25 protein-coding genes, 2 tRNA genes and 2 pseudogenes are annotated in these 26416 nt (G+C 42.1%); 15 read left to right on the top strand and 14 right to left on the bottom strand.

Features of this window, described 5'->3' with window-relative positions; translation table 11 throughout:
• Positions 1–115: 115 nt before the first annotated feature.
• Positions 116–553, bottom strand: coding sequence for a hypothetical protein (locus NIES592_RS18595; RefSeq protein WP_073556531.1), 438 nt, complete (start codon positions 551–553; stop codon positions 116–118).
• The gene (locus NIES592_RS18600; protein ID WP_073556532.1) at positions 537–1367 is read right to left on the bottom strand and encodes a DUF4007 family protein; all 831 of its coding nucleotides are present in this window, start codon (positions 1365–1367) and stop codon (positions 537–539) included. The genes NIES592_RS18595 and NIES592_RS18600 overlap by 17 nt, the downstream gene beginning before the upstream one ends.
• Before the next feature lie 510 nt (positions 1368–1877).
• On the opposite strand from NIES592_RS18600, the gene dndE reads away from it, so the two are divergent.
• From dndE to NIES592_RS18635, 7 genes are all read left to right on the top strand, one after another.
• The gene (dndE, locus tag NIES592_RS18605; RefSeq protein ID WP_062244406.1) at positions 1878–2264 is read left to right on the top strand and encodes a DNA sulfur modification protein DndE; all 387 of its coding nucleotides are present in this window, start codon (positions 1878–1880) and stop codon (positions 2262–2264) included.
• 267 nt (positions 2265–2531) lie between these two features.
• On the top strand, positions 2532–3998 hold the full coding sequence (locus tag NIES592_RS18610) for a DNA phosphorothioation-associated putative methyltransferase (protein ID WP_073556533.1): 1467 nt from the start codon (positions 2532–2534) through the stop codon (positions 3996–3998).
• Between the two features lie 695 nt (positions 3999–4693).
• Positions 4694–5992 carry an AmpG family muropeptide MFS transporter gene (locus NIES592_RS18615; RefSeq protein WP_443134931.1) on the top strand — a complete coding sequence of 433 codons (1299 nt, stop codon included), beginning with the start codon at positions 4694–4696 and terminating at the stop codon, positions 5990–5992.
• Positions 5977–6423 (top strand): ABC transporter permease, encoded by a 447-nt coding sequence (locus NIES592_RS18620; RefSeq protein ID WP_073556535.1) that lies wholly within the window; start codon positions 5977–5979, stop codon positions 6421–6423. Before NIES592_RS18615 ends, NIES592_RS18620 begins: the two co-directional genes overlap by 16 nt.
• An 84-nt stretch (positions 6424–6507) precedes the next feature.
• Positions 6508–6783: a hypothetical protein gene (locus NIES592_RS18625; protein ID WP_062244391.1), complete on the top strand. Its 276-nt coding sequence runs from the start codon at positions 6508–6510 to the stop codon at positions 6781–6783.
• 23 nt (positions 6784–6806) lie between these two features.
• The gene (locus NIES592_RS18630) at positions 6807–7304 is read left to right on the top strand and encodes a GNAT family N-acetyltransferase (RefSeq protein WP_073556536.1); all 498 of its coding nucleotides are present in this window, start codon (positions 6807–6809) and stop codon (positions 7302–7304) included.
• Between the two features lie 77 nt (positions 7305–7381).
• Positions 7382–8140, top strand: coding sequence for a HEAT repeat domain-containing protein (locus NIES592_RS18635; protein WP_073556537.1), 759 nt, complete (start codon positions 7382–7384; stop codon positions 8138–8140).
• An 87-nt stretch (positions 8141–8227) separates the two neighbouring features.
• On the opposite strand, the gene NIES592_RS18640 is transcribed toward NIES592_RS18635, so the two are convergent.
• The 6 genes from NIES592_RS18640 to NIES592_RS18665 all read right to left on the bottom strand — a co-directional run bounded on the left by NIES592_RS18640 (position 8228) and on the right by NIES592_RS18665 (position 13693).
• The gene (locus NIES592_RS18640) at positions 8228–9556 is read right to left on the bottom strand and encodes a PQQ-dependent sugar dehydrogenase (RefSeq protein WP_073556538.1); all 1329 of its coding nucleotides are present in this window, start codon (positions 9554–9556) and stop codon (positions 8228–8230) included.
• 178 nt (positions 9557–9734) lie between these two features.
• Entirely contained in the window at positions 9735–10214 is a 480-nt protein-coding gene (locus NIES592_RS18645) for a hypothetical protein (RefSeq protein WP_073556539.1), read from the bottom strand.
• 345 nt (positions 10215–10559) lie between these two features.
• Complete coding sequence (gene phnE, locus NIES592_RS18650; protein WP_073556540.1) at positions 10560–11348, bottom strand: phosphonate ABC transporter, permease protein PhnE; 789 nt, start codon at positions 11346–11348, stop codon at positions 10560–10562.
• A 122-nt stretch (positions 11349–11470) separates the two neighbouring features.
• Positions 11471–12202, bottom strand: coding sequence for a phosphonate ABC transporter ATP-binding protein (locus tag NIES592_RS18655; RefSeq protein WP_073556541.1), 732 nt, complete (start codon positions 12200–12202; stop codon positions 11471–11473).
• A gap of 94 nt (positions 12203–12296) precedes the next feature.
• Positions 12297–13271 (bottom strand): phosphate/phosphite/phosphonate ABC transporter substrate-binding protein, encoded by a 975-nt coding sequence (locus tag NIES592_RS18660; protein ID WP_062244370.1) that lies wholly within the window; start codon positions 13269–13271, stop codon positions 12297–12299.
• Between the two features lie 348 nt (positions 13272–13619).
• A tRNA-Val gene (locus NIES592_RS18665) sits at positions 13620–13693 on the bottom strand.
• A 188-nt stretch (positions 13694–13881) separates the two neighbouring features.
• Here NIES592_RS18665 and yqeK point away from each other — a divergent pair.
• From yqeK to NIES592_RS18690, 5 genes are all read left to right on the top strand, one after another.
• On the top strand, positions 13882–14478 hold the full coding sequence (gene yqeK / locus NIES592_RS18670; RefSeq protein WP_073556542.1) for a bis(5'-nucleosyl)-tetraphosphatase (symmetrical) YqeK: 597 nt from the start codon (positions 13882–13884) through the stop codon (positions 14476–14478).
• A 114-nt stretch (positions 14479–14592) separates the two neighbouring features.
• Entirely contained in the window at positions 14593–15045 is a 453-nt protein-coding gene (gene rsfS / locus NIES592_RS18675) for a ribosome silencing factor (RefSeq protein WP_016870846.1), read from the top strand.
• 6 nt (positions 15046–15051) lie between these two features.
• Entirely contained in the window at positions 15052–15552 is a 501-nt protein-coding gene (locus NIES592_RS18680) for a CGLD27 family protein (protein ID WP_009455607.1), read from the top strand.
• Between the two features lie 111 nt (positions 15553–15663).
• Positions 15664–16617, top strand: a complete 954-nt coding sequence (locus NIES592_RS18685) for an asparaginase (RefSeq protein WP_009455612.1) — start codon at positions 15664–15666, stop codon at positions 16615–16617.
• A 46-nt stretch (positions 16618–16663) separates the two neighbouring features.
• A tRNA-Met gene (locus NIES592_RS18690) sits at positions 16664–16740 on the top strand.
• A 364-nt stretch (positions 16741–17104) separates the two neighbouring features.
• Here the strand turns inward: NIES592_RS18690 and ccmS are convergent.
• Positions 17105–17533, bottom strand: a complete 429-nt coding sequence (gene ccmS / locus NIES592_RS18695) for a beta-carboxysome assembly chaperone CcmS (protein ID WP_062244359.1) — start codon at positions 17531–17533, stop codon at positions 17105–17107.
• Positions 17534–17756: 223 nt separating this feature from the next.
• On the opposite strand from ccmS, the pseudogene NIES592_RS25990 reads away from it, so the two are divergent.
• From NIES592_RS25990 to abc-f, 3 genes and pseudogenes are all read left to right on the top strand, one after another.
• A pseudogene (locus tag NIES592_RS25990) lies at positions 17757–18141 on the top strand (SPFH domain-containing protein); the annotation flags it as partial.
• A gap of 75 nt (positions 18142–18216) precedes the next feature.
• The gene (locus NIES592_RS18705) at positions 18217–18633 is read left to right on the top strand and encodes a DUF1824 family protein (protein WP_062244356.1); all 417 of its coding nucleotides are present in this window, start codon (positions 18217–18219) and stop codon (positions 18631–18633) included.
• A gap of 360 nt (positions 18634–18993) precedes the next feature.
• Complete coding sequence (abc-f, locus tag NIES592_RS18710) at positions 18994–20943, top strand: ribosomal protection-like ABC-F family protein (protein ID WP_062244352.1); 1950 nt, start codon at positions 18994–18996, stop codon at positions 20941–20943.
• A gap of 513 nt (positions 20944–21456) precedes the next feature.
• Here abc-f and NIES592_RS18715 read toward each other — a convergent pair.
• From NIES592_RS18715 to NIES592_RS18740, 5 genes and pseudogenes are all read right to left on the bottom strand, one after another.
• The gene (locus tag NIES592_RS18715; RefSeq protein WP_073556543.1) at positions 21457–23028 is read right to left on the bottom strand and encodes a metallophosphoesterase family protein; all 1572 of its coding nucleotides are present in this window, start codon (positions 23026–23028) and stop codon (positions 21457–21459) included.
• 206 nt (positions 23029–23234) lie between these two features.
• Positions 23235–24194, bottom strand: coding sequence for a hypothetical protein (locus NIES592_RS18720; protein ID WP_256678170.1), 960 nt, complete (start codon positions 24192–24194; stop codon positions 23235–23237).
• A 483-nt stretch (positions 24195–24677) separates the two neighbouring features.
• Positions 24678–24907: pseudogene (locus NIES592_RS25995) on the bottom strand (ABC transporter ATP-binding protein); the annotation flags it as partial.
• A gap of 222 nt (positions 24908–25129) precedes the next feature.
• The gene (gene mdh, locus NIES592_RS18735; RefSeq protein WP_073556546.1) at positions 25130–26116 is read right to left on the bottom strand and encodes a malate dehydrogenase; all 987 of its coding nucleotides are present in this window, start codon (positions 26114–26116) and stop codon (positions 25130–25132) included.
• Positions 26117–26134: 18 nt separating this feature from the next.
• The gene (locus tag NIES592_RS18740; protein WP_009455621.1) at positions 26135–26350 is read right to left on the bottom strand and encodes an NAD(P)H-quinone oxidoreductase subunit O; all 216 of its coding nucleotides are present in this window, start codon (positions 26348–26350) and stop codon (positions 26135–26137) included.
• Positions 26351–26416 lie beyond the last annotated feature (66 nt).

Genomic DNA, 26416 nt, shown 5'->3' on the forward strand with positions numbered 1-26416 from the left:
TCGTCCAATATTTTTTTGGGAAGGCGAACACCGAGACACACCAATGATTTATCTGTGTCCATCTGTGTCCATCTGTGTTCGATTTTTCCAACATATATTGTGTCCTACTTTCAATTCAATCAAACATTGATTTCATTCGCATCGCCGGCCAAATTTTAGGTACTAATTGCTGAGGTAATATCACCCATAAAATTCGTTCTAACTTGCGAGTTTTTTCTAAATTGTTCCAAAACAAGGTAAGATGCTTGGGAGAGTAGACTTGCAAATAAGTAATTAGGCAGTCTAAACCCTCAAGTAAAACCATCTGTTCCTTAATTCCAGAACACATAAACTTGATCGCTGTCAATTCTCGCTCTAAATCATGATGAAGAGTCAGAAAGCGATCGCTTTGATTAATCCGTTGTAGCAAATTTTCTCGGTAGTTGACGCGTAAGGCATTGTTATACAAGACAATACGTACCAAATCATTTTCATTAGGTGTATCCCAAAGTAGCAGATACACCTGGTTATCTGGTCTAACACCTTGCAAACAAATATTAGGATTCGCTGTCATACGACTTCTGCAACAATACCAAGGGTTCATCCCAACGCCGTATGACTTGGAAAGGAGGCACTGTCCTGCGCTGTTCGATGATACCGTATGCTTCCAAAGCATTTAGCTGTTCTTGTAGCGTTGTCGCTTTTACACCTAATACAGCAGCAAGTCCCATTTTTTGGTTCAAAATAGACTCAGTTAAAACAGATCCTTCCTCCTGAAAATCCCGTTGCCAAAGTAGTGCCAGAAAATACCCCACTAAATACGGGTTAGGCAAACGCGCATATCCAGTAACATATTTTTTATTTTCCTGAGTGAGAAACTTGCAAGATGCTAAAGCTTGGGAATCTGTATATGTCCGGAAGATAAATTTAATTCTATCAGCAATAACTTTGCTTTCTTCTTCAAAAACAGCAGTACAGCTATCTAAAAACTCTTCACTAGTAAATTTGCTATTTTCAGGCAAAAAAGAATAAACAAAATAACACCATCCTCCCCAATCTTCTGGCGATTTTGGTGTTGGCTGAATTCCTTGACCACCAAAACTTAAATAAAAGTGCATCAACCACTCTGTGACACTTGATTCCAAATTAGGATCGCGTCGCCAAACAATTTCTCCTTCGGGAGTAAGCCGATGATTTTGAATTAACCCAGCCCGAATTGTCCAACTTTTTATCCGTCCAACTTTAGCGTTACCTAAACTTGTTTTTTGCATCAAATTAGGCAGAGTATCATTTAAACCATTTTCTTCACTCGCCGCCTGTAAAATTCTGCTGATTTCCTCTTTTTTAAAAGCAAAGGAACCATTAAAATGTAATTGCAATTTAGCCATAAAATTATAAATACTGACAATAAAATTCAACTAGTAAGTAGAAAGCTATAAGTAATTAAAGGTTTGCCAAAAGGGCTAAAGCCCTTACTACAAACTTATTTCAAATCTCTAACTTTAATATATTGTACTTACCCATCGGTATGAAAACAAACCTTACTCCCGGGCTAGTGGTTCATCGCATTGATTTTGCTGGGCTACAAGATCCCCGACTCATTGAAGAAGTCGGGGATCTGACCCCTCACAACTTCTCATAACTTTTGCGATAGACCACTAGTGGTCTATGTCATTCATTTTGATGGTTACATAATTTAATGAATTACCCTTTTCTCTTCTTCTGTTGGCGCAGTTGGGGTCTACCCTGTCTTAAGCCGCTGCACGTCTATGGTGGTTCGTTTTATACTCCTCAGAACGAATGCGATAAAACACTAGCCGACAATATACAATCTTGTAGACGAATATAATTCGCTACAACACAAGCAAAGTCGCCCTGTGCAGACTAATCACAATATTATGGAAACCCCTATCGAACGCATCAAATTATCTCAAACAGCCAAAGACCAACTTACCAAACTCAAACGCAATACCAAAATCGACCAATGGAACATCCTATGTCGCTGGGCGTTTTGTCGTTCCCTCGCCGAACCAACTGCACCTTCCCCAGTACCAATTCCCCAAGATAGTAACCTCGAAATGAGTTGGCGCGTCTTTGGTGGGGAAATATCCGATATTTTGCTGCTGGCACTCAAACAACGCTGCTACAATGATGGTTTAGGAACTGACAAAGAAACTTTGGCTACACAGTTCCGCCTGCATTTGCATCGTGGCATTGGATATTTAGCTGGTGATCCAAATATCAAGAAAATTGAAGATTTGATTGAATTAGCGACGAAGAATTGAAATTATGAATGGTTAGTGGTTAGTAGGTAGGGACGGGTTTTGATAGATATTTCTACGACTGTTGCCGAAAACACCAAGTTTTCTTTGTGTCTTAGTGTCTTGGTGGTGAAAAAATAAATTTTATTTAACCACCAAGACACCAAGTCGAATCGCAAAAAATCAGCCCATGAAAGCAGGTTTTTACCCATCTTGACAGAGATACAACTAACAACTAACAACTAACCACTAACCACTAACTACTAACTACTAAAAAATTCAATTGCTCTTATGTCCGAGAGCTACGTAGAAATTGAACGTCACAGAGCGGCGATTTTCCGTATTGACTTGTCTCGCCCTGTGCGATTGGCAATAGAGTGGTCAATTCTCAACAAAGATACCACGTTTTTTGACTATGGCTGTGGCTACGGTGGTGATGTCGATCGCCTGGCAAATTTAGGCTACACTAGTGCAGGTTGGGATCCTTACTATTTTCCCGATCGCGATCGCATTCCTGCTGATATTGTCAATTTAGGTTATGTCCTCAATGTGATTGAAGACCCCGAGGAACGTCGTCAAGCCCTCGCAGAAGCTTGGTCACTTACCCGGAAAGTATTAATTGTTGCTGCTCAAGTCCTAGTTAACGCTCCTAGTCGCAATCTCATACCTTATGGCGACGGCGTTGTCACTCGCCACAACACATTTCAGAAATATTACCAACAAGATGAGTTAAAAAAATACATTGATGAAACACTGAACGTCGATGCTGTGCCTGTAGCACTGGGTATATACTTTGTGTTTCGGGATGAAGCTGAAAAAGAAGCATACAAAGCCCTACGCTTCTTTTCCAAAACCTCCACACCCAGAGTCCGCATCCCCACCAAGCGGTTTGAAGACTACCAAGAAATGCTTCAGCCGTTGATGAATTTTTATACCAAGCGTGGGAGACTACCAGTCAAAGGTGAATTGGAAAACGAACAGGAATTACTCAAAGAATTTGGTAACTTCCGCCGGGCTTTTGCGGTGGTTTTGCAAGCTACCAATGAGGAAGAATGGGATGCGATCGCTTATCGTCGTTCCCTTGACATTCAAGTTTACCTGGCTTTGACTCATTTTGAGGGTCGTCCTTCATGGCACAAGCTAGCCCCAGAAATGCGTCATGATATCAAAGCTTTTTTTGGTTCCTACGAAGAAGCTTGTGAAGTTGCTGACGCCAAGCTGTTTAGCTTAGGAAAACCAGGGGTAGTAAAAGCTGCTTGTGAAAAAAGTAAAATTGGTAAACGTACTCGTGGTGCTTTATACGTTCATGTCTCCGCTTTGTGTGAAATGGACGCTTTGCTACGAATTTATGAAGGTTGTGCTAGCCGTACAATCGGACGTGTTGATGATGCAACGCTGATCAAATTTGATACTGAGAAATCGCAAATTTCTTATTTGCTTTACCCAGAATTTGATACTGACCCTCATCCAGCCTTAAAAGCAAGTGTTGTGATTGATTTAAAAACTTTATACATCACTCACCGAGACTATGCCAACAGAGCCAATCCACCTATACTCCACCGCAAAGAAACATTTGTGACTCCTAATTATTATCTATATGAAGATTTTTCTCAACTCACTCAAAAAGAAATTGAATTAGGATTACTCAAAGACAAAAGTAATATTGGTACTCGCGATGGTTGGACAAAATGCCTTGCTGAACATGGAGTAGAAATTAGAGGACATCAGGTTTATCAATTGGGGATGGGGGAAGTGTGAGGAGTGTGTAGACGCGTAGCGGTGAGGGGGTCGCAGTCTTGGACGCCAGGTGCTTTATGCCGGGAGACCCTTTCGACAGTCGCTCATGGGGGAAACCCCCAAGACCGCGCTGTCTCACCACCGCACTGGCTCCGCTTCCCGTCACGATTGCGAACCCCCGTAGACGGGCGAAGCCCGGCTTCTCGAAGAGTACCCGGAGGGCTTCCCGTAAGAGTGGAGTGTGAGGAGAATAAATAATGACAAATGACCAATGATCATTAACAACCAATAACTAACCACTATTGTACAGACGCGATGTTCCTCGCGTCTGTACCCACTAACCACTAACTATATTCAAAATCCAACATTTAACAATGGTACAAGCCAAATTGGCACGAAATTACACACTAATTATGGCAATATATTTCAATGCCTGATCAGGATAAACACAGACACACACAAGTCATAGTTAACAATAAAGAAATGCATAATTTAATTCTTAAAAGTAAATTAAATTTACGCTGGATGTGAATTAAAACTATGGTAGAAATCTTGTTTTGAAAATCGAACACCGATAAACACTGATGAACACAGATAGATTATCGGTGTTCATCGTCTTGTACTGTGTTCGCTAATCAAAATCAACTAGAGAATTGCCAAAAAACCTTGATGTAATTCTGATTCTTGATTAAGTTATACAAGGAACTTAAAATACTGTGCGACCAATCCAATCTCTGCTGAAGTTATTTGTAAGCCGCAAAATGGCGGCTTTGTTATTGCTAGGTTTTGCCTCAGGTTTGCCCTTATTATTAATTGGGAATAACCTCAAAGCCTGGATGACTCAAGAACAGGTTGATTTAGCAGCGATCGGCTGGTTTAGCCTCGCTAGTCTGCCCTACTCATTGAAGTTTCTTTGGTCGCCGTTTCTAGATCGGTTTACACCTCCATTTTTCGGGCGGCGGCGGGGTTGGTTGATTGTGACGCAAATCGCTTTGATAGTAGCGATCGCCTTTATGGCTTTTCAACAACCCAAACAAGGCTTACAGCTTTTAGCCATCAACGCTATAGTCATTGCTTTTTTGAGTGCGACTCAAGATATTGCTGCTGATGCCTACCGTACGGATGTTTTGACAAAATTAGAAATGGGGGCTGGGGCGGCAGTTTTTATTTTAGGTTATCGGATTGCGCTATTAGTTGCTGGTTCTTTAGGATTAATACTAGCTGATCGAATGCCTTGGTCTTCAGTGTATTTGTTCATGGCAGGAATAATGGTGCTTGGAATTTTTGGTGTCTTAATTGCGCCAGAACCACGACAAATTAGCCCACCAGCTTCTTTGGCTGAAGCCGTCGTTTTACCATTTGGGGAATTTTTTCAGCGCCAAGGAGTAATCCAAGGCTTATTGATTTTGGTGTTTATCACCTTATATAAACTTGGTGATGCTTTGTTGAGTAATATGGCGACACCCTTTTTACTCACCATCGGCTTCACTAAAACTGATATTGGAGCCATACAGGTAGGAATGGGATTAATTGCTACTATTGTGGGCGCTTTTGTCGGTGGTGCTGTTTTAAGCAGTATAGGTATCAATCGTTCCCTATGGGTATTTGGTGCGTTGCAAGCCTTAAGCAACATTGCTTACTTTATACTGGCCCAACCGCAGTTTTCCCAAAATTACCAATTATTAGTATTGACTATTAACATCGAAAACTTTTGTGGTGGACTGGGAACATCTGCCTTTGTTGCTTTTTTAATGAGTCTTTGTAACCAGCGATTTTCTGCCACTCAGTATGCATTGCTTTCCAGCTTAATGGCTGTCAGCCGGGATATTTTGGCAGCCCCAGCTGGCGCGATCGCCAAAAGCACGGGTTGGCCTACATTTTTCATAATTACTATCATCGCCGCCCTGCCAGGGTTACTTCTGCTACCTATTTTCGCTCCTTGGAACCCTCAACCGATAGCAATGCCCAGACCAGGACTAGATGATGAGGAAGAAGATGTATGGGGCAAAAACTAATCATTATTATTGCCACAACAATCCTGTTATTTACAGGACTCCTACTTGGCTATGTGCTTTCCCAGTTAGTTTTAGGATTTCTTGCACTTAATCTCCTGACTTTTTTGGGGACATTCAGTTTAATTGTAATTTTTGGTACGCTTTATTACGTTTTATTTTGGGAATTGCGTAGGCAGTCTAACCAAATCAAAGGCAATAGACCACAGCCTGCAACCCAACCTGCAACAGAGTCAACAACCCAACCCACACTCAAACCAACGACTCCACGTGGTGCTGACAGCCGTCTGCAAAACAAGCTAATTTCTATGTTAGATGGCGATATTGCCGCAGCAGAACGCCTTGTCGCACAAGCAAGACAAAATTATCCCGGATTTCCAGAAAGTTGGTACTGGGAAAGAGCGATCGCTGACTTGGAACGCGATCGCAGATGAAATCAGTGAACAGTTATCAGGAACATCGCTAGAATAAATCATGTTAACTTCATAAATCTTCAGTCAAACTTCATATCTAAAAAAATGGCTATATTTCGTCAATACATTGCACCCCTACTCGTAGTGTTGCTATTTTTAATTGCGCTAGTGGCAGTCAGCGCCCGTATATTTTTACCTGCGGACATGGCAGCACCTGCACCCGTTGAGGAAAATGGGGAACTCGGGGCCCCCACTCCCTTAGGGGAGTGGGGATTAGGGGCAATGGGGAGATGGGGTGATGGGGAGACGTTTGCTAACAAAGAGAATAATTTCTCCGTATCTTTCTCTACTCCTTCAATTTCTCCTAACTCATTGTCATAGGAGCAACTACTAAAGTTTTAATTGTGGAACTGCTACCAGGTTACTGTATCCGCCATGGCTCCAGTCTAGATCGGGCATTACTTGTTAAGTTCATGCAATTGACTTACCAAGAAATGTTTCCTAACCAAGATTTTTCTCATCTCGCACAAACAGTAGAACAATACTTCTCTAGCCAAACTCCTTTGTGGTGGGTCGAAGAAGATGGGGAGATGGCAAGATTGGGAGATGGGGAAGATTTCACCACACCACCCAATCATCCAATAGCCTGTCTCTGGATGGGAAACGCTATTGACCAAGTTACAGGCGATCGCCATGCTCACATCTTTTTACTGTATGTTGAACCAAAACATCGGCGACGGGGAATTGCTACAGCTTTGATGCGATATGCAGAGGACTGGGCAAAAAACAGAGGCGATCGGCAAATGGGGTTGCAGGTGTTTCAATCTAACCAAGCTGCATTAAGTCTTTATAGTGGCTTGGGTTATCAAACTCAGTCTTTGTGGCTCAAGAAAATTTTATAATTCTAATTTTTTTGAAATTTCAATTTTAAATATTGAATTAATTGGTAAGTGGTATTAGGGAATGGTACTTTTGATGTATGTATGACGAAGACGACCTCAGCCTACTTGATGCTGAAGTGGAGCTAGAAAGTCCTCTAGATAAAATAGAGCCCCTGACCACAGAGTCAGAAGTGTCAAAACCCGATCCAGAGGAAATGCTACCGCTACTAGAGCATCCCCAACCGCAGCAAAGAATGCTGGCAGCACGTGCTTTCTGTGACATTGAAGATGCACGTGCCACTCCCCATTTAATTCGCTTGCTCACTGATACTTGTCCCCTGGTGCGAGTCAGCGCTGCCTACGGACTTGGACGCAACCCTAGTCCCGATGCTGTAGAACCATTGATTAACCAATTAGAGCGAGATTGGAATGGATATGTACGCAAAGGCGTAGTTTGGGCATTGGGTAATTGCCGCGATCGCCGTTGTTTAGCACCCCTAGCAAATGCCCTGAGAACTGATATTTCCGCAGTTAGATTATGGGCTGCGAGTTCTTTAGCCCAGATGGCACAAATTGGTTATGAAGCTGTGGTTGGAGCAATACCACCATTAATTGAAGCTTTGGTACAAGACCCTGTAGCACCAGTACGGAGTAACAGTGCTTGGGCGATCGGACAGTTATGTCGCGAACTACCTTCTAATATTGTCTATGCCACTGCCATTGATGCTTTAATTCAAGCTTTTGCCGAAGACAAAGATTTGGGAGTCCGGGAAGATTCCAAAGCAGCGCTTTTGGGAGTAGGCGATCCGCGAGGTTTGCAGTTGATTGAAACCCTGGAACAAGAGGGATGGTTCTAATCGGGGATCGGGGAACTCACCGACCCCTGGAGGGGACAAGGGAGATAAGGCAGACAAGGGAGACAAGGGAGAACAAACTACTAACTACTAACCAGTGTACTGAATTCGGTAGATGCGATTGTTGGCTTCTTCTGTAAAAATTAGACTACCATCGGGTAAGGTCAGTAAACCGACGGGACGCCCCCAAGTTGTTGGGACATTTGGGTCTAATAAAAATCCAGTCAGGAAGTCTTCATAGTATCCTTGCGGTCGCCCTTGAGTATCAAAGGGAACAAAAACAACTTTGTAACCAGTGCCGCGATCGCGATTCCAAGAACCACGAAACGCAACAAAAGCACCATTGCGATATTTTTCAGGAAAAGTTTGTCCGTCGTAAAATTGCAAACCCAAGGCGGCTGAATGAGCTTGGAACAGCACATCTGGCGTGCGAGTACGCTGTACTAAATCCGGGCGTTTACTTCTACCGTTATTTGCTTGACGCGGCTCAATGTTGGTAGGTGTTAAGTAGGCATAAGGCCAGCCGTAGAATTGTCCCTGTTGAATGCCTGTCAAGTAATCTGGTACTAAGTCATCACCGATACCATCCCGTTCGTTGACGGTAGTATAAAGTTGTTTGGTAAGGGGGTGAAAATCCAAACCAACTGGATTACGCAAACCATAGGCAAAAGTCTGTTGATTGGAACCATCCAAGTTCATAACCTGTACAGAAGCCCGTGGTAGGGGTTCTTCATCCACGTTAGAACGGGAACCAATAGAAATGTATAGTTTTTTACCATCGGGGGCAGCTACTACATTACGTGTCCAGTGTTGATTGTAGCCACCACCAGGAAGGTCTGCTATTTTTTGACCAGTACCATTCAGTTGTTGCTGACCTTTGGTGTAAGGAAACCGTAGCACAGCATCGGTGTTACCTAAAAAGAAAGAATTGCCTACAAAAGTCATGCCAAAGGGAATATTCAACCCATTGTTAGCACTCGCAAAGGTCTTCTTCACATCAGCAACACCATCACCGTTGGTATCACGCAACAAGCGAATGCGGTTTTGTTTGGTTTCTGTTACCAGCACATCACCACTAGGAGTTAATGCTAACCAACGCGGTGCTTCTAAACCTTCCGCAAACACATTGACTGTAAAGCCGGGTGGAACGCGCAATGTTGGATTAGCTGGAATTGAGACTACTTGAGGTGATTTCGAGGCGCTTTCAGTCGCAAAGGGTTCTGGTAAATCTTTAAGATTAATCCGGATGGGTTGAGGTGAGAGTGGTTCGGTGCGGACAACATTTTGAGACTGTGGAGAATTCTGTGCTACTGGTGTGGAACTATCCAAAGAAGCACGAGTCTTTTGATCGCAAGCTACTGCTGTGGTTAGTAGTAAAACTAGCAGTAGGAAACTCCTAGAAGAATTGATCACAGTAATTCCAAATTTCTAAATACAGCCCAACACCTACAAATTTATACTCAACTTCAAGTGATGTCCCCAGTCTGCAAGTAGATTTTATTGATATCTTGCACCATTCAAGGGCAAGAGCCAGAGGCTCTCCAAAAAATGAATTATCCCACTCCTGCACCAAATAAAATTTTTATTTAGAAGTTCCTTATTCAGGCTGACTACAATATTTATTTACCTGTGTCCCTAACACATCTAATTGTTTAGCAGCAATCTCAGCTGCTTTCAGCGCATTGTCAATTTCACTTCTTGCTGTTTGTATTTCTTTTCTACCAGATGTTGAAGCTTCTGCTGACTTTGCAGTGTTAAGTGCTTTACCTGCTTTGTTGATATTTTGACTGAGTGTTGTAAATACTTTGACAAACCGAGTTTGGTATTCTTTCAGTTTAGGGTCTTGTAAATTTAGTTGCTCAATTTTTTCGGTGGCTGCTTGCAAATCCTTAGCCAGTTTCAAGCTTGTTGCAACCTGAGTACCCTTATTTATCTCTACTAAAGAATTTCCGTCATTCACACTCTTGATTAGTCGCTGACATTGAGAGGCTTTGCTGTCATTACAACCAATCAGCAGTAAAGTGAGGCTGACACCCACAGAAACAATAATATTATTTTTACGAAAGCCGACAAACATTTACACCTGAGCCAGTTTATATAATGAAATCCAAATAATCGTAACCAATAGTAACCACAGATTCAGTGATTTCAGTTAGTGTTCCGATAATTTGACACTTCTATTAGGGGATCAGGGAATAGGAAAATAATTTGAAATGAGAATCTTCGGGTATGAAGTGAGAACTTTGAGGTTGAAAATGAGAAGGTTTAGACTTGAAGCGAGAATGTTCGGGTTTTGAACCTCAAATTTTACGTTTGGTACCAGGAATGGCTGTGCGATCGCTCGATAAATTCCCATTTACCGACTCTGACCTTTGGGAGCGCTCACACAACCAACAATCAACAACCAACCACCAACTACTATCTACATTGAATCAAGGCGTTTACGTAACTGACTACTTAACAAATCTATAACAGTAACAACGATCAACAACACCAACATCATCGTTGTTGCTTTGTTGTATTCAAAGCCATCTATATAACTTTTCAATTGAAAGCCAATACCCCCTGCTCCCACGACACCTAACACAGAAGCAGCGCGGATATTGTACTCAAACATCCACAATGTATATCCTAAACCCAAGGGCAAGACTTGGGGTAAAATGCCGTATTGCGCTACTTGTAATCTTGATGCTCCCGTTACTTGCAAAAATTCTATAGAACGAGAGTCCACTGCTTCGATCGCTTGTTGATAAAACTTTGCCAGATAGCCAATTGTATAGATACTTAAAGCCAAAGTCCCAGCAGGTGCGCCCAATCCAGTTGCTGCGACAAAAATTAAACCCAAAATAATCGAAGGAACCGAACGCACTATATTTTGGAGGAAATTAGCCAACCATTGCAACCAAACAGGGGCGACATTACGGGCGCTAGCGATCGCAATTGGTAAAGAAATAATAGCCCCTAAAGTAGTTCCCCACAAAGACATCTGTATTGTTTCAACTAATGCTTGAATAGCAATATCTAATACAGCTGGATCTGGTGGAAATAATCTGGAAATAAAATCAGTAATGTAAGGCCAACTATTCTTGAGGAGTTCAAAATCTACCTTCAAACCCTGTAATGCCCAAGCATAAATTGCTACCACCAGGCAGAATATCAGTAGGCGACTCAGCCAAGCAAAACGCTTCCAAAGAATTGCAAAGTGCTTCATTTTCAGTAGACAGCGTAAAAAAATTCTTCCACTCCTCACACTCCTCACACTCCTCACACTCTCCACCTCCCCATCACCCCACTGCCCCTAATCCCCAGAGGGGGCCCCGAGTTCCCCATTCCTTACCCTCTCATCCCAGAAAACTGGGCTTGCAAATTCTCACAAACACCGTCATAAACAATACGTCCAGCATCCAAGACGATCGCTCGTTGGGCGTATTCTGCTGCTATGCCCAAATCATGCAAAACTGTGACAATGGTTATGCCTTGTTGGGAATGTAATTGAGATAAAGTATCCATCACCTGTTTACAGGCCATGACATCTAAACCTGTAATCGGTTCATCGGCTAGGAGTATCTGGGGAGATTGAATTAAAGCCCGAGCGATCGCTACCCGTTGTTGTTGTCCACCGCTAAGTTGACTAGTTTTTTGATAGGCTTGCGCTCTTAAACCGAGCTGTTCTAATATCTCCAAAGCTTGACGGCGATCATGTTTAGGAAAGCCAAATAATGTTTGCCAAGTTGTGCGTATACCAAGCTTGCCACACAATACATTATCGATCGCCGGAAGTTGACGAATTAGCCCCCCACCTTGAAATAACATCCCAATATCCTGCCGGATTTGCGGTAGAGTGCGGGGATTAACTTGTACACCATTGATATTTATGTTTCCTCGTTCTAATGGTACTAGTCCAACAAGCGATCGCAGCAATGTAGACTTACCCGCACCATTTAGTCCTAGCAAAGCCACAAACTCACCATGATGAATCTGACAACTAATCCCATTTAAGATGGGACGCTGTAATGATGGCGAATATGCTGTTTTTAAGTTGTGACACTCAATGGCAGGAGACATGTTGAAGGAGGTGGGAACTCGGGGTCCCCTCTGGGGATTAGGGGCAGTGGGGAGGGGGGAGTAGTAAACTACTAACCACTCACTACTAACTCTGTTACGGTTGAATTCCTGCTAGTTGCAGGGCATTACGCAGAGGTGCTAGGTGTTGGTTGTGGTCAATTTTGACCAATTCTGTTGAGTTATATAAATTACGCAGCAACTGGTTGTTTTGTGGCTGATTCAACAACAGCATAGCATTGATGATTTTGTTGCGGGTAGCGACGGGAACATCATCATCAATAGCGACGCCGTGAGCAGGAACACCGGGGATTTTGTGCAGAATTCGCAGTTGATTCTTTTCTGCTTCTGTAATGTATGGGGGGTTAAGAGCATACTCTGAGACAGCAGCCACATCCGCTTGACCACGTAATACAGCTTGTATTGCTTTGCTGTAGTTACCACCGTAGGTAACTTGTCCGAAGAAATCATTTAAGCGATCGCGGTTTGGTACAAGTCCCTGTTTCACAAGTTCACCAGTTGGAAAAATAAACCCAGAGCCAGAAGTGGGGGAAGTGAAAGCCATTCTTTTGCCGCGCAATTGTGTCAAAGTGGCTTTAGCTGTAGACTGTGTTTTCAGCGGGCTATTTTTGGGAACAACAAATACGGAGTTATACGTATATTTCCCTGAATAAGTGGGGCGGACTTCCGCTAAATACAACCGAGCATTTGCCAATTGTTCTGCTTTCAAAGCTGGACGGCTACTCAAGAAAGCTATATCAGCACGATTAGCTCTTAAAGCTTCTACTGCTGCGGTGTCATCACCGATCTGTGCTTTGACCGGAACTCCTAATTGTTTAGATAAAAACGCAGCTACGGCATTAGCTTTATTTTGCAAATCTGTAGAGTCAGAGCGACTAGGAAAAATAACCACTAATTCATTGGTTTTTCTTTGGGCAAGTAAGGTTTGCTCTTTTTGGTCAGGAATTAGATTGGCGATCGCTGATTTCTCTCCAAATGTACTGGCAATCATACCTGCAAGGGCAACAGATGCGACACTTACACCCAAAACACCCTTCGTCATGAGTCTCATTATCTTTCTCCACCAGGAATTTTTATCAGTAATTATGCGAATTTATTGCAATTGTTTTTGTTAAAACTTTAGAGTTTTCAAGAATTAAAGTCAAGATGAATTGTGTAAAAACTTGAGATATGGGTTAATGAAAACAATATCTCTGATTGCTGGCAGAAGTGAGGAGTGCGTAGTGAAACGACACAGCAAAAATAGTGCAATAAATCAATCTCTTCTTTTATCTGTGTGTTCTTTCTTGCCTCATGCGGTCTATTAATGCACTATCTTAAGGCAGTCGCGCCAATATTTACAGTGAGTGGAGCAGAAAATCCACTTCTTATGTAAGTGGGAGGATGTCTAAACAATATATGGACGTAACTGGATTCGAACCAGTGACCTCTACGATGTCAACGTAGCGCTCTAACCAACTGAGCTATACGTCCGCACCTATGCTAGTATAACATAATTTTTTGGCTGTAAGCAAGTTTTGCAGACAATTTATTTTTGTCTATTTTTATAGCGCGCCACTTAGCCTTATTGGTGCTGAAAGTGGAAGCTGGCGTGATTCGTTACAATATGATCACAAGTCTTCGTCTGATTGCCACAATTCTGATTCAGGTGTCAAGGAATTATGCGCCAAAAAGTCTTAGCCTGGTTAGCTGAGAACGTTCCGAGTTCACGGATTAATCACATTCTCAGAGTCGAACAGATGGCGGTGGAATTAGCTCAACATTATCAATTAGATAGAGAACAAGCTGCCACGGCTGGGCTAATGCATGATTTGGCAAAATATTTTCCATCCAAAAAACTTTTGCAGATGGCAGAGTTGGCTGGGTTGGAAATAGACGAGGTGATGGTAGCATCACCCCATCTGTTACATGCAGATGTCAGCGCCATCGTCGCCAGAGAGACTTTTGGTGTACAAGATGAAGAAGTATTACAAGCGATCGCCAATCACACTTTGGGTAGACCAGGCATGAGTCCACTCTCTTGTATCGTATTTTTAGCAGATACTCTCGAGCCGGGACGGGGTGACTCTGCTGAATTACAAGCTTTAAGAAAAACAAGTTTTGCAAATCTGGAACGGGCTGTTTGGTTAACCTGCGATTACACATTCAAATTCTTGCTAGAAAGCCCTAGTCTGATTCATCCACGCGCGATCGCCACTCGCAATTGGTTTTTACAAAAGTCGAAAACTAAACAGCCAATTATGACAACAACTGTATAGACTGCTGTTTTTTTGTTAGTATTCAAAAAAACCAGCTCATACAGTTGCAGTTCAATGCTCATTTGTCAGTAATTGTAAAAATTTGCCAATAAACAAAGAAGCAGCTGAGGTTTAATGTCTGATTATTTCCAAGCCAACTTTCCATTACAATCACTTACTGTCCAAAAAAGTGCGCTCACAAGCCCACAAATTGACACTAATGACACCAGTGAAAATGTAGTCGCAACCATTGCTGAAGCAGCATCAGACCGGAAAGCAGGTGATATTTTAATACTGAGAGTAGCAGATGTATCTTATCTAGCAGACTACTTTGCATTCATGACCGGTTATTCCAGGGTGCAAGTCAGGGCGATCGCCGAAGCAGTAGAAGATCAAGTACAACAAGAGTGGCAAAAACGTCCCTTACGGGTAGAAGGAAAAGCAGAAGGGACTTGGGTAGTGCTAGACTATGGCGATGTCATCGTCCACATTATGATGCCAAAAGAGCGTGAGTTTTATAATTTAGAAGCCTTTTGGGGTCATGCAGAACGTGTCGAGTTTCCAACATCCAACGATGGTGGGGGGTAAATCAACATGATCAAGTCTTCAGTCTCAAACTGCCCGGTTCCTACTGAGCAACAACCACTGAATGAGTACGAAGAGTTGAAATCTTCTTGGTTATTTAGTGATTGCACCTTAAACTGGCGTGACTACATCAGAAAAATAGCTTGGATCTGGGGTTTATCTTGTGTACTCGCAGCTCCAGTAGCAGCAGCAAGCTTTACTCCACACAAGTACACGCTCCAGTTTGTTCTCTGTGGTGCTGCCGGAGGAAGTATTGGTGTCGTACTGGTACTGTTACGGTTATATTTGGGTTGGTCTTATGTGCGCGATCGCCTTGCCAGTCCCATTATATTTTATGAAGAATCGGGCTGGTACGACGGTCAAACCTGGACAAAACCGTTAGAAGTACTCAATCGCGATCGCTTAATTGTCACCTATGAAATTAAACCAATCATTAAACGGTTACAAATTACCTTCGCTGGCTTGGCTGTGTTCTTCGTTGTTGGTACGATAGTTTGGCACTTAATTTAAATAGTCATTGGTTGGTGGTTGATAGTTGCTAGTTGTTAGAAAAAACAACACACAAAAAACAACTACCAACAAAATGATGACATATAACAAAATCACCATAGATAACTACCCATGACAATGGGAAAACGAACCCAAGCCGCCACATTAGAAGTTAGATTACTGCGCGAAGGCATTATAGAATCAAAGCATATAGTCCAAGCAGTCGTATGCGACGAACGGGGACGGGTGCTGTCGGTTGCTGGCAATGCTGAAACCGCCACCTTTGTCCGTTCCGCCCTCAAACCATTTCAAGCTCTGGCTGTCACCACTACAGGGACACTAGAGCGCTATGATTTGAGCGATCGCGACTTAGCAATCATCACTAGTTCCCACAAAGGCACAATTCAGCAAGTCCGTCAGGTATTTAATATTCTCTGGCGGGCTGATATTGATCCCTCAGCATTGCAATGTCCAACTCCTGAAGGCAAGCGTAGCCCCCTAGAATATAACTGCTCTGGAAAACACGCCGGAATGTTAGCCGTATGTCAACAGTGTAATTGGTCTTTAAACAACTACTTACAGCGCAAACACCCTGTACAGCAGCTGATTATTACCAAAATAGCAGAATTGCTAAAAATGCCAGCTGAAGAATTTATCAGCGCTCATGATGACTGCGGCGCACCCACATATCTCATGCAACTGGCGCAAATGGGGTATTTGTATGCTCTGCTAGCTTCTCGCAGTAATTTGGATATGGAGCGGATAGTCCGAGCCATGACTCATCATCCCACGATGGTGGCAGGAGATGGAGAATTTGACACCGAACTGATGCGTTTAACTCCAGGAGAACTGGTAAGTAAATCCGGTGCGGAAGGAGTGCAGTGTATAGGCAGACTCGGTGAAGGTATGGGACTGGCAATAAAAGTTATAGATGGAGCCAAACGGGCAAAATATGCTGCTGCCATTCACTTGCTTCAGCAGATGGGTTGGATTAGTCCTAGCGTTGCCCAAGCCTTATCAGAAAAGTTTATGAACCTCGGTAAATACAAGCGTCTAGAAGTCATTGGAGAATTATCACTTTTATAGTTGCCAATTTTTAGTCTTTGCTGTTATAGTGGAGAAGAAGGAGCGACGCGGGATAGAGCAGCCTGGTAGCTCGTCGGGCTCATAACCCGAAGGTCAGTGGTTCAAATCCACTTCCCGCCACCAAATAAAAACAAAGCCCTACAGTCACAGAGATTGTAGAGCTTTGTTTTTGATTATGGATATTGTTGTAGTTCAAAACAGTTAGTGCTTAGAGACGCGAGGAACATCGCGTCTGTACAATAGTGGTTAGTAGTTAGTTGTTTTACTCCTCATACTCCTCATACTCCTCATACTCCTCACACTCCAACCTTACGGGAAGCCCTCCGGGTACTCTTCGAGAAGCCAGGCTTCGCCCGTCTACGGGGGTTCGCAATCGTGACGGGAAGCGGAGCCAGTGCGGTGGACGGGTCTCCCGGCATAAAGCACCTGGCGTCCAAGACTGCGACCCCCTCACCGCTACGCGTCTACACACTCCTCACACTCCCATCTACCCTTGCAATTCTTCACTTAAACCCTGTTCCAACATATTCAATAAACTATCCATATCTCTCCCGACTTCTGCAAAACATTCTGGTGGTGCTGGTTGTGGCTCATAATGGATCAGCTTGATTTGCTCTTTGCCAATAGCAACCATGACAACTTCAACTTCTGGTTGATAATGTTCTATGATTCCCAAGACTTCCTGGAGTCTATTTTCCACACTCTCATTTAATTTTTCGATGGTCTCTTTGGGACAATACACAAATCGCGGTTGAGGCTGTAGATCAATACCAATAGTACCCTGAGTGTCACCATTTTCTAACCACAAACCCCAAGCTAGTGCTGCTAATTCTCGCTGATGTACTTTGACAAATTGATCTAGTTGGCGACGCCATTGGTTGTTAGGTGATTCTGGTTGGGTAGTACCAAATATCATGTCAATTTTGGATTTTGGATATATTGGATTTTAGGTTACTTCAAACCCGATTGTACACACCAGAGACTTGTATAAACTTCGTTTTGCTCTAACAGTTGTTCATCAGTTCCAGACTCAAGAAATCGTCCGTATTCCATAACGTAGATACGATCAGCATTGCGGATATTAGAAAGACGGTGAGCGATCGCAATTGTTGTTCTGGTCTATTACCAGAAGAAACTAACTTAAGGATGATTTTGACACTGCATTAGGTCAACGCTCAGAAAAATATGGAATAATAGTTTTGGATACTGGCGTGTTAACTTAACTTTTTCTCCGGAATTTGCAATAGCAGTAGAGGAAAAACAAATTGCTGAACAAAGAGCGCAAAAGCTGTTTACATAGCACAAGAAGCACAGGCAGAAATTAATCGTACTAAAGGCAAATCAGAAGCTCAAAGACTTTTAGCGCAAACTTTAAAAGCTCCAGGAGGGCAATTAGTTTTGCAAAAAAAAGCAATTGAAACTTGGAAGAACAGCGGCGCTCAAATGCCACAAGTTCTGTTAATTGCTAAAGACTCACAAAGTAGTGTTCCTTTCCTTTTCAATGTGAGTAATATACAAGATTAAGCCTTAACTTGTCTTGGGCAAGAGGGTAATTCCCTAAAAAGAAAGCGCACATCAACACAGATAATAAACCGATATATGTCAAGTAGAAATCAAACTAATTTCACAGTTGCTGAAGCTAAAAAAGTTCTCAATAAATTTAACTGTGTAGACATAGCACCACAAATCAAACCATCAGAAAAATCCTTAATTCGTGAGGCTTTACTTTTGATTGCCAAATTATCTGATTATCAAATTTTAGGGATTTGCGCTGACACTGAAGAAGAAGGAATACTGGCAATGAAAACTTATTCCCTCGCGTTAGGATATGAACCACCAAGTAATTTACCTAAAATTGATGGGTCTGTTTATATCAAATTAAACGGCAAAAATGGCGTGTGTCATATTGATACTTATTTTGGCCATCATCGCGGGGTGTTGGTATCTTGTCAATCTTATGATTCAGAGGGAATTAATGAGATGTACGGTCATTTACCCTTGGATTTATTTGTTTAACTATTAGCATATTATTACAGTAGGCCTGCCTTTTCAAAATGCGAGCATCATAGCAGTTCTCGTTTAGATGAAGTACAACTTTATCGGTGTGTATCTGTGTACCCTGCGGGAAGCCTATGAGCGCGTCTACATCTGTGTTCGTTTTATTTCTCAGAACTATTGAACCGCCAAGACGCCAATAACGCCAAGGATTCGTAGAGTGTGGTAAGTCCTATCTCTGTACTGCACTCAACTGCAAACCGCTATAAATATCAAGATTTTCTTCGTGCTCTTTGCGTCTTTGTGGTTCAAAAAATTTTTAACCGCGAAGAAACGAAGGACGCGAAGTTTAAATGAGCAATAACTAATGACTAGATTAATATGAGTATTATTACACTACAATCAGTTCAAAAAGATTTTGGTATTAAAGAAATTTTTAGAGATGTCAGTTTTAGTTTAGATGCTAATGATAAAGTCGGTTTAATTGGCACTAATGGTTCTGGTAAATCAACTCTATTAAAAATGATTTCTGGATTAGAACCGATTGATGGAGGGCAAATTTTAGTTAATTCTGGTGCGAAGATTATTTATTTACCCCAACAGCCAGATTTAGATGAGAATCACACTGTTTTAGAGCAAGTCTTTGCTGACAGTGGTGAAAATATGGCTTTGGTGCGTGAGTATGAAGAAATATCTGATAAGCTGGCTCACTATCCAGAAGATAATCAGCTCATGTCGCGTCTTTCGGTGGTAATGCAGCGTATGGATGCGACTGGTGCTTGGGAGTTGGAAACCAACGCCAAAATTATTCTTTCTAAGTTAGGGATTACGGATTTTAATGCTACTATTGGGACTTTATCTGGGGGTTATCGTAAGCGTATTGCTTTAGCTACAGCTTTGCTATCAGAACCAGATTTGTTATTAATGGATGAACCAACAAACCATCTAGATGCAAATTCGGTGGAGTGGCTACAAAGTTATTTGCAGCGTTATCGTGGCGCACTTTTATTGATAACTCACGATCGCTATTTTTTGGATCGTGTCACCAACCGGATTATTGAGATAGATAGGGGTGATATTTACACCTATTCTGGTAACTATTCTTACTACCTGGAAAAGAAAGCCGAAGCAGAAGAAAGTGCTGTTAGTAGTCAGCGTAAGTTTCAAGGGGTATTGCGACGAGAGTTGGAATGGTTGAAAAGGGGGCCAAAAGCCAGAAGTACGAAGCAAAAAGCGAGAATAGCTCGCATTCGTGATATGCAAGCGACGGAGTTTAAACAAACTCAAGGTAAAGTTGATATTTCTACAGCCAGCCGTCGCATTGGTAAGAAGGTAATTGAACTGAATAATATCTCAAAGGGGTATGGCGATGCCTTCGGCAACCCCTTCGGTGTACGCACTTTGATTAAAGATTTTACCTACGAATTTAGTCCTGAAGACCGGATTGGTATTATTGGTGGTAACGGTGCGGGTAAATCTACTTTAATGGATATAATCACCGGGCGGGTGCAGCCAGATGCAGGTAGTGTAGATATTGGTGCGACGATTCATATTGGCTATTTTGATCAGCACTCTGAAGAATTGCTGACTGCTTTAAATGAAAATCAGCGTGTGATTGATTATATTAAGGAAGAAGGGGAATACGTCAAAATAGCCGACGGTACTAAAATCACTGCTTCCCAAATGTTGGAAAGATTTTTATTTCTGGGGAATCAGCAGTATGCACCTATTCATAAACTTTCTGGTGGGGAAAAACGGCGGTTGTTCTTATTGCGTGTGTTGATCAGCGCGCCGAATGTTTTGATTTTAGATGAACCGACTAATGATTTAGATGTCCAGACTTTGGCGGTACTAGAAGAATATTTAGAGGATTTTAACGGTTGTGTAATAGTGGTATCTCATGATCGCTATTTTCTGGATCGCACTGTAGATACCATTTTTGCTTTGGAAGAAGGAGGAGTCATTCGCCAGTATCCTGGTAATTACTCAGTCTATCTCGATTACAAAAAAGCCGAAGAAGAAAAACAACAAGCGACTAACAATACAAAGGAAAAGCCAAAAAATCAACAGACACAGCCAACAGAGACTCAACCCAAACAAGCAGCTAAGAAAAAGCGTTTATCAACTTGGGAAAGGCGGGAGTTTGAGCAGTTGGAAGATAAAATTGCTCAATTAGAAGCCGAGAAAGCAGAAGCAGAAAAAGCAATGGCGAATGTTCCCGCAGGGAATTATACGCAGGTGCAAAAGTTGTATGAACAGGTGGAAGCACTCAAGCAAGCGATTGATCAAGCGACAGAACGGTGGTTAGAATTAGCGGAGATTGAGTCTTAGGAACGGGAATGGGAAAGTGTGGGGAGACAAGGGTGAAAAATTTGTTCCCTAAATAGAGGGGTGGGTTAATTTTTACAAGTCGATATTGCTGTTTTATAGGCTCTGTCGTGAGAATTTGATCAGCAATATCATTGATATGTTCTGGTTCGTTTTCGCTTCTGGGACGAGTGCACAAAACTCTCATGAATTATCCTTAATGGTGATTCTTGTTACATCAAAGATGATAATGAGAAAAATATCAGTTTTAAACAAGACAGCGTTACACATGCTTGCATCTTAACAACAAGAACCCCGACTTCTTGAAGGATGCAACTGGCAAATAACGGGTATCACAAAAAATATATTCATCTTCTCCAACCAAAAAAGCACACAAAAAATCCATCAGTGTCCATCTGTGTGCATCTGTGTTCATCGGTGTTCGTTTTTCCAGACTTAATTTTTGCTACGCCAACATCAAGGTTTTAGTTGGCTTTTTGAAGGACTTTAGCCTCGAAGATAAACATGTGGTTCTAGTTAAATCTCAAATGGTTCCATTACCTTGTTAAACCACTCTCCTTGAAACCATTCAGCAACCAGTGGTTTGACAACAAACTTGGGTGGAGTGCCACCTCTAACGTCAATTCGCACACATGAGTATGGCAGCCGCTTGAAAATATCGTATCCATTGCGACCAACAAATAAAAGTGAATCCGCAATTTTACGAATAGGACTTCCTTCTAGATACTCAAAAGTCTCCATTAACTCTGTCCCTTCCTCTCGCTGACGACGGGGACGACGACCACTTCCACCGCAGACTATACAATTGAGGTGAGAGTCAGCATAGCCAGTATCGGTAGTGCGGAGATATTCCAGGCAATGAGCATGACCATTTAAAATTAAATCGACAATGGGACGTCCCTGAGTTACCGAACCAAGAGTTTGTGCCACACTATCAAATACCCAACGCAAACGCCGACGCACTGCTAAAGTTTGGGCTTGATGCCATTTACTCGCCTCGGTGACGTAGGGGGGATGGTGGAAATAAACTACTCGTCCCCGTACCTCTTGGGTATGCCAAGATGCAATTAGCCTTTGCTTAAACCATTCCAATTGTTCAAAGTCGGTGGCTGGTTCGTGGTGAGATGTGAGTTGTTTTTCGATGTCTATTTTGACTTCATCAATTTGATATAACTTGGCTTTAAGGGCGTCGAGTCTTTCCGCTTCTTCAGGATTATCTGGGTTGAGCCGATCGCACGCTTCCAAAATTTGCATTTCTTCGTTTTCAATCTCGTGGCGGCGCTTCTCTAGTTGACGGCGACTGCTTTCTCCTTCTTTAGTTGCAGGTAGCGGTGATGGGGCGTTAAAAGTATTCGAGTCAAGGGCGAAAAAGTCAATCCCGCCGTAGCGAAAAGTGTAATAACGGTTGGGTAGACGGGTAAAACGTCCAGGTTCGTAGCGCAAACACCGTCCCGTGTCTGTTTTGGCGGTGTAGTGTTCGTCGAGGTGAAATTCTAACTGTTCTCTAGAATGGAACGCTTTGAGATAATCCAAAAATGCCCGTGCATAGGCATCTCCTTGATAGGAACCATGCCAACCAATTTCAATATCTTTGTAGCGGAACAAGCGGCGTAGTGGTAACGTACTTCCTGCTAGAAGCCGATACATCAACGGTACATCATAGTAATCATGATTACCCAGAACTGGTAGAATCGGAGTTTGAAAAACCATGCGATCGTAGAGAATACGCTTGTAGTTTTCTCCACCCTTGATGAACTCGCGGTAAGGTTCGATAAAATTTCGGGGGTAATACTCGTGGGAACCAACAATATAAATTACATCACCCGTATGCAAGACAAAACTACATTCCTCTTGGTGCGGTAGCATCAGTTCCGCAACTTGACGCTGGGGGTGGTGTTGGTAATATGATTTTGTCCCACTATCGCCGATAACCATAAACGAAAATTCTGGATTATCCGAATTGTGATCGTCGATCACCATGCAAGTTTGATCAATTCCGCGCTGGACAATACTTGCATTACCCCAGCGCACCCGTTCTTTCATCTTTTGAATTTTTACAGGTATCGACGGTTCAGAAATGAATTTCATTGGCGATCGCTCCCAGAATGCAGAACTTTCTCAATTTCTGCTTGCATTCCGATTGTATCTATTGGTGATTGGTTGTTGGTTGTTAGTGGTTAGTAGTTAGTGGGTACAGACGCGATGTTCCTCGCGTCTGTACAATAGTGGTTAGTAGCTAGTGGTCAGAACCTCCCCATCTCCCTAACTCTGTCAGATAAAACGCGATCGCACAATTATTTATCTTCTTGGCTACTCAATAGTTTTAATTTATCAGCCGGTTCTATGCTCGAACCATACAATTCAACGAATCTTCTAAATAGCCACATTGTTTCGTGTTGGCAAATCCTATTTAAGCTGATTAAACAGTCTATATTTCTTTTCGCAAGTGCACGTAGATAGGGTAAAAAATCTTCATACAGTGTCAGACAAGAGGCAAAATGTAAGATAATTTGCATTACAGGCTTGGGCCACCCTAGATCACTGTAAATATCTACGAAAAACTTATGGGCATTACTACTTAAGGGAAGAGCATTGAATATAACAATTATTCTTTTATTATTATAAACTGGAATGCTCAATTCCACAGTAAAAGGTGTATGCAATATTAAATCTACTTCAACTATTGGCTGTCTCCAAATTCTTAAAATATTGACACCTGATACAGCTAATACGCTTTGAAACTTTAGCACTCCACCATTGTTTGTAGCCTGAACATAATTAACATCAACGACCTTTAAATTATTCAAGCTGAAGCTGTGAACAGTTTCCAAATGTTTTAAATTTAACAGATGATAGATTTGGCAGAGATAGGGAAAAGGTAGAGTATACGCCTGACTGATTATATGTTGCCTTTGCAACTCAAGCATTCTATCTCTAACTGTGGATAATGCCTCATGGCGATAATGACTTAAGTCAGTTTGATCACTTGAACAAACACCTTCATCATCATTCAAGCTTTCATCTGGCTTTAAAAACAACCAACTCAAGAATAAAAAAGAGATTGCACATATTTGTAGAATCTCTACCGGAGATAAATAACCATCAGCAAACGCAGCCACACCTCTATCGGTGACTCCAAACATCCAAGAAAAAATACCCCAAAACCAAATATTATTTTTGAGGTTTGCGAGTAACAGAGAAATTTCTACAGTTTGATGATTTCTAGTATATTTACAGACATTGTTGGGTGACATATTACTAGTCATAGCAGTTAAAAATTAGATCTTTACTTTATGAGACAGCACTAAAACATTGCCTGTATTGAAGTTACTGTTATGACTTAAGCTTGCTCATTTTATACTTTAAAAAGCATCTTTCTTAAGAAACAATCCTAAATTTATTTTACTGCTTCATTGGATATAAGGATTTCGGTTTTGCGAAAAAACTAGCAAACACAACTACTCTTCTTATACTTCTTAAGTAGTAATTAATGATTGTATAGTCAAACGTTTAGTACAACTTACCAGCAACTCAATTACAGTTATGTTCATCGTGAGCATTGTGTTAAAAGCGATCGCCATTCCAACCTTGTATCTTTAATTCTGTGAAAATTTTGGGATTCGACTTAGTGTCTTAGTGTCTTGGTGGTGGAAAAAGAATATTAGAAACACAAAGACACAAAGACACCAAGAAAAACTCATCTTCAAGACTTACACCCGAATCTCTCCCCATCCCTACTAATACCCCGCCGCTTGCAAATAAAACAGCTTCGCATATTTGCCTCCAGCCTGCAATAATTCCTCGTGATTTCCCTCTTCTACCACTTCCCTGCTTCAATCACCAGAATTTTGTCAGCCATCCGCACTGTGGAAAAACGGTGAGAGATTAAAAACACAATTTGATTTTTGGTGAGGGCGCGAAAATGGTTGAAAATCTCGTTCTCAGCGCCAAAGACTGCTGATGTCGGTGTAGGTCTTTGGTGTGGCTGGATTTACGCCACATTAATAAATCCAGTAGAAAATAAACCTGCACAGGTAGGTGGGTTTTGTCTGTGTAGCCCCAGTCTTTTGAGAGCAATCTATAGAAGTAGAGTTTTAATAAAAACTTATAATATAAGTGTATATATTGAAAAATCTCAAGAAAATTTCTTGAGATTTAAAATCATTGAGAAATACCAGCAAATGAAAATCTAACTAGTCGCATTAGACACCATCAAAATTTCCTGCGCCCGAGCAATATTTTGCCGCACCGACTCCGCTGAAACACGCACTGCTGCCATCTCCTCGTCACTAAGATCCAATTCTAATACACTGGCAATTCCACCACATCCCAACCGACAGGGAACACCGATCGCCACATTTTCTAAACCGTATTCTCCCATAAGAGCTACTGTTACAGGTAACAAACGCGACTGATTTAATAAAATCGATTCCACCATCATGGAAGTAGCAGAAGCAGGGGCAAAAAACGCACCGCCTGTTTGCATTAATTCCACAATTTCTGCACCGCCGTGGCGGGTGCGTTCTACCAAGCGTTCGATTGTAGCTTGATCTAGCAATTCTGTCAGCGGAATGCCATTTACAGTAGCAAAGCGTGGTAGGGGAACCATCAAATCGCCGTGGCTACCGAGAACCATCGTCTTGACATCACGTGGTAATACCCCCAGTTCCATTGCAATGAAAGTTTCAAACCGGGCCGAGTCTAACACGCCTGCCATACCCATGATGCGATCGCGTGGTAATCCTGTTGCTTGCCATGCTAAATATGTCATCACATCCAAAGGATTGGTGACGATAATAAATATGGCATCGGGAGAATGAGCGATCGCTTGCTTAGCCGCTTCCACAACAATCTTGGCATTTGTCCGCAACAAATCATCGCGACTCATACCTGGTTTGCGGGGAAACCCTGCCGTAATTACCACTATCTCCGAACCAGTCGTATCGGCATAGTCATTAGTACCGATAATCTGACGGTTATGCATTTCAATTCCCCTCGCCTCCATCAAATCTAGTGCTAGTCCTTGGGGCATTCCCGGAACGATATCCAGTAACACCACATCTGCAAGGTTTTTTTCAGCAATGCGTTGGGCAAGGGTACTGCCAACTCTACCAGCACCAATAATGGTGACACGGGGTGAATAACACAGAATCTGGGAGGAAGGGGAAGTATACATAATTTTTTACTGATAATTTTACTTAAACTCTTCAAGCTGATCTAAACGCAACCAAATATTTGGTGTTGGTACTTTCCCAAACTTGACAAAGGCATAATCACCTTTGATATCTACGATTTCGCCTTTACTGTCAAATATATAATCAGGAAAGCGAGTATCACTGGCTTTTGCTTCTACGCTGTTTTCTAACTTCTCGCGAATCACGCGAACCATATCTCCACGTTTTACAGGCATAAATTCCCCTCTTGAGTGTATCGATTGCTATACAGGATTCTATCTTGGGAAGTGTAGTTAGTAGTT

The sequence above is a fragment of the Fischerella major NIES-592 genome (assembly GCF_001904645.1).
GTDB classification, from domain to species: Bacteria; Cyanobacteriota; Cyanobacteriia; order Cyanobacteriales; family Nostocaceae; genus Fischerella; species Fischerella thermalis.